Here is a 6925-nt window from a genome sequence, read left to right as displayed (position 1 = left end):
CAAAGGGTTACTCTAAATAATTCAAGTTGCAGAAAGGTGGCAAGCGAGAGGATACGCAGCCGCAATTCATGCTAACCTGAAGCATGACGAGTAAAATCACTTAATAACGATGTAGCCCTACTATTAATAATGGCAGGATTATTTCAAGTCGGGTAAGTCGTTGTATAAACCTTGTTTAATTCCCGCTAATGGAATCAGGTTATTAACCGCAGCGGCATAATTAACTGCTGCGACCCAACCATCATAATTGGCATTTATTTCAGCCGATTGCGCCTGAAAGACATCTTGCTCGACGGTTAATAGATCATTCAGACTGCGTTTGCCTAATTTATATTCATTTTGGTACACATCTCGCGTTTTGTGCGCGCTTTCGGATTGCGCTAAACCTGCTTCTTCACGACCCCGTGCACCGGTCCAGTTGGCATACGCCACCGACGCCCGTTGCAGCACATCCAGTTTTGCCTGTTCGACCTGCGAGGCAGAGATTTTTTGTTGCCCTTCGGCTTGTTGCACCTGAGCAGAAACCGCGCCCCCCTGATACAGCGGCGCATTGACGTTCAACTGTAACTGGTCGTCCCAGTACGAACGGTCGCTGGTCTGGTAGCGCGTTTTGCCCCCCTGAATACTGAGCGTGGGCCAGTATTGCGCTTTGGTTTTTTCTACCCCGTACTGAGCCGACTGGCGTAAGTTTTCTGCCGCCAGCACCAGTGGGATGGACTGATAATCGATATTTTTTAGCGATACTGGCTGTTCGGCTAATTCGCCTGGCGGCGCGGCTATCGCCTCCGGCTGTACGCCGGTCAGCACCGCCAGTTGTGCTTTGGCGCTGGCCATCTGTGCCTGATATTGCTCCAGCGTCGAGCGCATTCCGGCAATACGCGTCTGGGCCTGTAATTCATCAGAAGATGAGTTCAGCCCGGCATTGGCGCGCAGTGCCGCCATGTTATAGACATTTTCCAGCGAGTGAATATTGCGTTGCGCCGCGTCACACAAAGCCTGATAACGGCTAACTTCCATATAGGCGGTCGCCGTTTTCTCTGCGACATCGGTCAGGGTGGCCATTAATTTAAAGCGGTAGCTATCACGAGCGGCAGTTTGCAGTTTGATATTGTTGTTAGTTTTACCAAAGTCATACACCAGTTGCGTCAGGGTTATGCCATAAGAAACGTTGTTATCCAGCCTGCCGCTGGAGTCAGTTTGTCGCGACGGGCCTGCGTTGCCGGTTAAACCCACGTGCGGATACCAGGCACTTTTGGCTTCATCGATTTGCGCTTCGCCAATACCTATCTGCGCCGCCTGTTGGGTGACGTCAGGATTGCGGGCAAATGCGCGTAATATACTTTCCTGTAAGGATAAACTGGCAACCGGCGTAACCGCAGGGGCATTAGCCCATTGTGGTAACGGTGCAGCAAGCGCGTCTCCTCCCATCACAATAAAACTTATTAAAAATATCAGACCTTTATTTTTACGGTTTTTTAATTGTAATCGCGCCATAGGTAAGTCACTTCCTTCCAGGTCATTATTTTAACTGATCTTTATAACCAGCATCATTTTATTTAAGAAGGGTAATAACTTGCGCATCTCTTTCGTTTTTACTTCCCCCTTTAAAAGAAATGCAGTTGAAAAGCTTATACGTCATTTATTAATGAATACACTACGACTTTTAGATTACCATCATCCTTGTTAAGAATAATCCATGCCAGGAAGTGATAGAAATCACAGTTTTATCGTCTATATATCTTTTTTTTGTGAATTATTTATTAAAGGCATAAGAAAGGAGATTAATTTAAGGATAAAAATAAAAGCGCAGTACAGAAAGCACCGCGCACAGAAAAGTTTATACCGTTTTATTCCGTTTCATTACCATTGCCACAATAAGGCTTAGTAATAGTGCGCCAATAATCCACATCAGCGCACTGCTGCCCTGTGACCACAGACTGTAAATAAACCCGATGATCACCAACAACATAACCAGCGTGCCAACAACAAGGATCGGTAACGAGGCGTGAATATCATGACGCAGGCGGATAGCGACCATAAACACCGCCAGGTAGCAGATCAAAAAAGTGGCACTGGCGACGCTGGCGAGCGAGCCTAAATTCAGCGCCGCCGTCATCAGCATAATCAACACCACTACGATGATGTTTCCCCAGGTACTCTGCCGCCACAGGGATTTATTCATTAATTTCGGCAGTTCGCGCTCGCTGCCCATATTGTCCATGATATTAAACACGGCAAACAGGTTGGCGTTGATGGCTGAGGCCGTCGCCAGTAAAGCGCCGATGACCACAATCACATAACCCACATGTCCGAGCAACGGAGAAGCGGCTTGCGCTACGGCGGTATCGGCATATTTTTCTAACTCTAATGCCGAAACATCGCTAAGTAGCACCAGCGCCAGCGCAATGTAGAGTAGCGTGGTAACGCCAATCGCCACCAGAAACGCCCGTGGCATAATGACCGCCGGATCTTTCACTTTATCCGCTGCGTTTGCCATCATGCCAAAGCCCGCATAAGCAAGGAAGGTTATCCCAATACAGGAGAAGAACGCGCCGGAGCTGGGTGGTGCAGAGACAGAAATGTGCGCTGGTTGTAGCGACCAGACGCCTGCGACGATCAACAACAACAGGATCATCATTTTGATGCCGACGAGGATCACTTCCAGCCGCCCTACCGCATGATTGCTTAAGGAGTTAAATAGTGTCATCAGCGCAATGATCGCCAGTGCGTACAGCAAAATAAGATGCTCATCCTGGCTGCCTTCATGCAAAAACTGCACGGCATAAGCGCCAAAGGCACGAGCCACCATCGCGATACTCACCGCCAGCGTCATCAGGTACAGTAACGATAGAGCCAGCGAAAAGACGCCATTACCTAATCCCCGACGAAAGAAGTCAATAATCCCGCCGTTACTGGGGTAACTCGCCCCAAGCCGCGCGTAGGCATAACCGGAAAACATCGCCACAATACCGCCAAAGGCAAAGGCGACCCAGGTCGAGGCTTCCATTAACAACGCGGCCTGCCCCAGCAGGGCAAAGATCCCCGCCCCCACCATCGCCCCAATGCCGATGGAAACGACATTCCATAGCCCGAGGGGTTTGTTATCGTTATCACCTTCCGTGTTCATCATGATCAGCCCTTAAACACGTTATAGCCGAGTTGTTTAGCGACCGATGCCACCATTTTTTGTCCGCGAACACTGTTGCCTTCTTCATCCAGCGGTGGCGAGAACGCGGCAATACCCATCACGCCAGGTACGACCGCCAGAATACCGCCGCCAACGCCGCTTTTTCCGGGCAACCCCACGCGATACGCCCAGTCACCGGAGCGACCATACAGTCCTTCCATCATCATTTCGGCCAGGATGTACGGTACATTATCGGCCTGAAGAATACGTTTTTGGCTTAGCGGATTAACACCGCCCGCCGCCAGCGTCGCGCCAAGCGTCGCCAGTTCAACGGTATTGATAAGCGTGGAGCACTGACGGGTGTACACGTCGCAGGCTTCCATCGCATCGCAATAGAGGTATCCGGAGGAATACAGTAGCCAGGCAATTGCGCGATTGTGGAAGTTGGTGGTCTGCTCTGACTGATTCACTTCATCAGAGAGCGCCACCTGCTCCCCAGCCAGTTGTTGTTGGATGTGTAAAATCCGCTGCCAGCGTTGCTCGGCATTGTCGGCTTTGATCAGACTGGTAGTGGCGATAGCACCTGCATTCACCAGTGGCGACAACGGTTTGCCGCCATGAAGTTCTAAGGCGATGACTGAATTAAAAGGCAATCCGGTCGGGTCAGCGCCAATTTTGTCCTGAACCGCCTGCGAGCCGACATCTTCCAGCGCGAGGGCTAACGTACAGACTTTCGAGATGGATTCCAGCGCAAAGCGGTAATCACTGTCACCCGCGCGATAGACGCTACCATCGCAAGTCACAATAGCCACTGCCGCCAGTTGGCTGGGGACATTCGCCAGAAAGGGAATGTAATCGGCATTTTGTCCGCCGCTCAGTGAATGATATTGGGTATATGCCTGGTCCACTGCCTGCTGTAAATTTTTTGCATCTGACATCTTTTGTTAACTCCTTTTTATAGATGCGGGAGGTTATTCCTCACCCCGATGCCAATTTTCAGGCATCCTGATTTAACTTAGCACCCGCAAATTAACTACAGGAAAACAAAGAGATAATTGTCTGATTCTGATGGAAATTGAGCCAATTTTTTAATCTTCACTGACTTTTATCCTGGTGATTAATTAATTTCTTGACCTTCCCCTTGCTGGAAGGTTTACCCTTTATCTCAGTCAGTCAACACTGTCTTAAAGGAGTGAATTATGTCTCAAACAATCGACCTGACCCTGGACGGCTTGTCCTGCGGTCACTGCGTTAAACGCGTAAAAGAGAGTCTTGAGCAGCGCCCGGACGTTGAGCAGGCGGACGTGTCTATCACTGAAGCGCACGTTACCGGTACTGCCAGCGCAGAACAGCTTATCGAAACTATCAAGCAAGCGGGTTATGACGCATCAGTAAGCCACCCAAAGGCTAAACCGCTGGCGGAGTCATCAATCCCGTCGGAAGCACTGACAGCGGTTCCTGATGAGCTTCCGGCAGCGACCGCCGAAGACGATAGTCAGCAGTTGCTGCTGAGCGGCATGAGCTGCGCCAGTTGTGTCACCCGGGTGCAGAACGCGCTGCAAAGCGTACCGGGCGTCACCCAGGCACGGGTAAACCTGGCGGAGCGCACTGCGCTGGTGATGGGCAGTGCCTCCCCACAAGATTTAGTGCAGGCGGTGGAAAAAGCGGGCTACGGCGCAGAGGCGATTGAAGATGATGCTAAACGCCGCGAGCGCCAGCAGGAAACCGCCGTCGCGACTATGAAACGCTTCCGCTGGCAGGCGATTGTCGCCCTGGCGGTGGGTATCCCGGTGATGGTCTGGGGGATGATTGGCGAGAACATGATGGTCACTGCCGACAACCGCAACCTGTGGTTGGTTATCGGCCTGATTACGCTGGCGGTGATGGTTTTCGCGGGTGGGCATTTTTACCGCAGCGCATGGAAAAGCCTGCTGAACGGCGCGGCGACGATGGATACGCTGGTAGCGCTGGGTACAGGCGTGGCGTGGCTCTATTCGATGAGCGTCAACCTGTGGCCGCAGTGGTTCCCGATGGAAGCGCGACATCTTTATTACGAAGCCAGCGCGATGATTATCGGTCTGATTAATCTCGGCCATATGCTGGAAGCGCGCGCACGTCAGCGCTCTTCTAAAGCGCTGGAGAAATTACTCGATTTAACCCCGCCCACGGCACGACTGGTCACCGAAGATGGTGAAAAAAGTGTGCCGCTGGCTGAAGTGCAGCCAGGTATGTTGCTGCGCCTGACGACCGGTGATCGTGTGCCGGTAGATGGTGAGATTACCCAGGGCGAAGCGTGGCTGGATGAAGCAATGCTGACGGGTGAACCTATTCCGCAGCAAAAAGGCGAAGGCGATAGTGTCCATGCCGGGACGGTGGTGCAGGACGGCAGCGTGCTGTTTCGCGCCAGTGCGGTTGGCAGCCATACTACCTTGTCGCGGATTATTCGCATGGTGCGCCAGGCCCAGAGCAGTAAGCCGGAAATCGGCCAACTGGCGGATAAAATCTCTGCCGTGTTTGTGCCGGTAGTGGTGGTGATTGCGCTGATCAGTGCGGCAATCTGGTATTTCTTTGGTCCGGCACCGCAAATTGTTTATACCCTGGTGATTGCCACCACGGTGCTGATTATCGCCTGCCCGTGTGCGCTGGGGCTGGCAACGCCGATGTCGATTATTTCTGGTGTCGGCCGCGCGGCAGAGTTCGGTGTGCTGGTGCGTGACGCCGACGCACTGCAACGTGCCAGTACGCTGGATACCGTAGTTTTCGATAAAACCGGGACGCTGACCGAAGGGAAGCCGCAGGTTGTCACTGTGAAAACCTTTGCTGATGTTGACGAAGCGCAGGCGCTGCGTCTGGCGGCGGCACTGGAACAAGGTTCCAGCCACCCACTGGCGCGGGCAATCCTCGATAAAGCAGGCGATATGCAACTGCCACAAGTCAACGGCTTCCGCACATTGCGCGGGCTGGGCGTGAGCGGTGAAGCAGAAGGCCATGCGCTGCTGTTGGGGAATCAGGCGCTGTTAAATGATCAGCAAGTAGATACGAAAGCTATCGAAGCGGAGATTACCGCCCAGGCATCGCAAGGATCAACGCCAGTGCTGCTGGCGGTTGACGGTAAAGCGGTAGCCCTGCTGGCAGTACGCGATCCATTACGTAGTGATAGCGTGGCGGCGCTGCAACGGCTGCATAAAGCGGGATATCGTCTGGTGATGTTGACCGGGGATAACCCAACGACCGCCAATGCGATCGCCAAAGAAGCGGGGATTGATGAAGTGATTGCGGGTGTATTGCCGGATGGTAAAGCCGAAGCGATTAAACGTCTGCAAAGCGAGGGGCGTCAGGTCGCAATGGTGGGTGACGGTATTAACGACGCGCCAGCACTGGCCCAGGCGGATGTCGGTATTGCAATGGGCGGTGGGAGTGATGTTGCGATTGAAACCGCAGCGATTACTCTGATGCGCCATAGTCTGATGGGCGTTGCCGATGCGCTCGCCATCTCCCGCGCAACGCTGCGTAATATGAAGCAGAATCTGCTTGGTGCGTTTATCTATAACAGCATTGGGATCCCCGTCGCCGCCGGTATTTTATGGCCGTTCACCGGAACCTTGCTTAACCCGGTGGTTGCCGGGGCAGCCATGGCACTCTCGTCGATTACCGTGGTGAGCAACGCCAACCGGTTGCTGCGGTTTAAACCGAAAGAGTAAGTACGTCATTGCCGGATGCGCTGCTTCAGGGCGGCGCATTTGGCATTAACGCACGACTGCCGGATGCGGCGTGAACGCCTTATCCGGCCTACGGTTC

The 6925-nt window shown here is 52.9% G+C and carries 4 protein-coding genes; 1 reads left to right on the top strand and 3 read right to left on the bottom strand.

What is annotated here, in order from left to right:
* Window positions 1–138: 138 nt before the first annotated feature.
* The 3 genes from A1SC_RS00855 to glsA form a co-directional block, all read right to left on the bottom strand.
* Window positions 139–1494: a TolC family outer membrane protein gene (locus A1SC_RS00855; RefSeq protein ID WP_016263006.1), complete on the bottom strand. Its 1356-nt coding sequence runs from the start codon at window positions 1492–1494 to the stop codon at window positions 139–141.
* 343 nt (window positions 1495–1837) lie between these two features.
* On the bottom strand, window positions 1838–3130 hold the full coding sequence (locus A1SC_RS00860; protein ID WP_000982141.1) for an APC family permease: 1293 nt from the start codon (window positions 3128–3130) through the stop codon (window positions 1838–1840).
* Between the two features lie 2 nt (window positions 3131–3132).
* Window positions 3133–4065, bottom strand: coding sequence for a glutaminase A (gene glsA, locus A1SC_RS00865; RefSeq protein ID WP_001278189.1), 933 nt, complete (start codon window positions 4063–4065; stop codon window positions 3133–3135).
* A 261-nt stretch (window positions 4066–4326) separates the two neighbouring features.
* Here glsA and copA point away from each other — a divergent pair, with 261 nt between their 5' ends.
* Window positions 4327–6828 carry a copper-exporting P-type ATPase CopA gene (gene copA, locus A1SC_RS00870; RefSeq protein WP_000083928.1) on the top strand — a complete coding sequence of 834 codons (2502 nt, stop codon included), beginning with the start codon at window positions 4327–4329 and terminating at the stop codon, window positions 6826–6828.
* The last annotated feature ends 97 nt before the right edge of the window (window positions 6829–6925 follow it).

The organism is Escherichia sp. KTE52 (assembly GCF_000408325.1).
Classification (GTDB): domain Bacteria; phylum Pseudomonadota; class Gammaproteobacteria; order Enterobacterales; family Enterobacteriaceae; genus Escherichia; species Escherichia marmotae.
Note: the sequence above shows the minus strand (reverse complement) of the source record. Positions and strands in the feature narration are given on the sequence as shown.

Coding starts and splice junctions, on each gene's coding strand:
- A1SC_RS00855 (WP_016263006.1), bottom strand. CDS start 1,494: ATGGCGCGATTACAATTAAAAAACCGTAAAAATAAAGGTCTGATATTT.
- A1SC_RS00860 (WP_000982141.1), bottom strand. CDS start 3,130: ATGATGAACACGGAAGGTGATAACGATAACAAACCCCTCGGGCTATGG.
- glsA (WP_001278189.1), bottom strand. CDS start 4,065: ATGTCAGATGCAAAAAATTTACAGCAGGCAGTGGACCAGGCATATACC.
- copA (WP_000083928.1), top strand. CDS start 4,327: ATGTCTCAAACAATCGACCTGACCCTGGACGGCTTGTCCTGCGGTCAC.